At 57.5% G+C, this 482-nt stretch carries 2 protein-coding genes; one reads left to right on the top strand and one right to left on the bottom strand.

The window, feature by feature from the left end; translation table 11 throughout:
* Positions 1–7 precede the first annotated feature (7 nt).
* Positions 8–289, bottom strand: coding sequence for a DUF3303 domain-containing protein (locus tag BN2476_RS44505; RefSeq protein ID WP_087740440.1), 282 nt, complete (start codon positions 287–289; stop codon positions 8–10).
* Here BN2476_RS44505 and BN2476_RS47890 point away from each other — a divergent pair.
* Positions 279–482, top strand: a 204-nt coding sequence (locus BN2476_RS47890; protein WP_218274618.1) for a hypothetical protein, incomplete at its 3' end; no start/stop codon positions are given. The genes BN2476_RS44505 and BN2476_RS47890 overlap by 11 nt on opposite strands.

Here is a 482-nt window from a genome sequence, read left to right as displayed (position 1 = left end):
GAACCCTCTATTTCACTACGCGCCCCAGCACCTCGCCCAGCTCGGCGTCGTCAAGCACTGGGACGATGTCCAGCTCCATCAGATCGCTCCATTGATAGGCGAACTCGGTGAGTTTCTTCATATCATCTGTTTCGAGCAAATCGAAACCTGCGCCCAGATCGGCTCGCGTCCACCGGCCCACTAGCCGGACGCCCTCAGGCGGGAGCCCTCCGGTTCGCTGAAAGCGCGCGATGGCTTCGGCACGCTGCTGGGTATCCGGTGCCCAGTGGAAGGTCATCATGAATTTCATGGCTGTGTCTCCTGATGGTGGCTCGTCCACCTGCTTCAATTTATACGCTCGATGGCGGCATACGGATGCAATTGGGCGTGTCCCTTTGCATTCCGCAGCGACCATTAACGATATAAACACATCGTTTAGTCGGCTGTTCGTGGCGATCTTCACAATGCATCCATTACCGGCCCGAACGATCGCCGCAGATCGG

Origin of the sequence: Paraburkholderia piptadeniae (assembly GCF_900007165.1) — a bacterium.
In the GTDB taxonomy this organism is placed as follows: Bacteria; Pseudomonadota; Gammaproteobacteria; order Burkholderiales; family Burkholderiaceae; genus Paraburkholderia; species Paraburkholderia piptadeniae.
The sequence above is the reverse complement of the archived record's forward strand: the minus strand, read 5'-3'. Positions and strand labels throughout refer to the sequence as shown.

Bases quoted from the DNA above. Each gene is read 5' to 3' on its own strand.
- BN2476_RS44505 (WP_087740440.1), bottom strand. From the start codon at position 289: ATGAAATTCATGATGACCTTCCACTGGGCACCGGATACCCAGCAGCGT.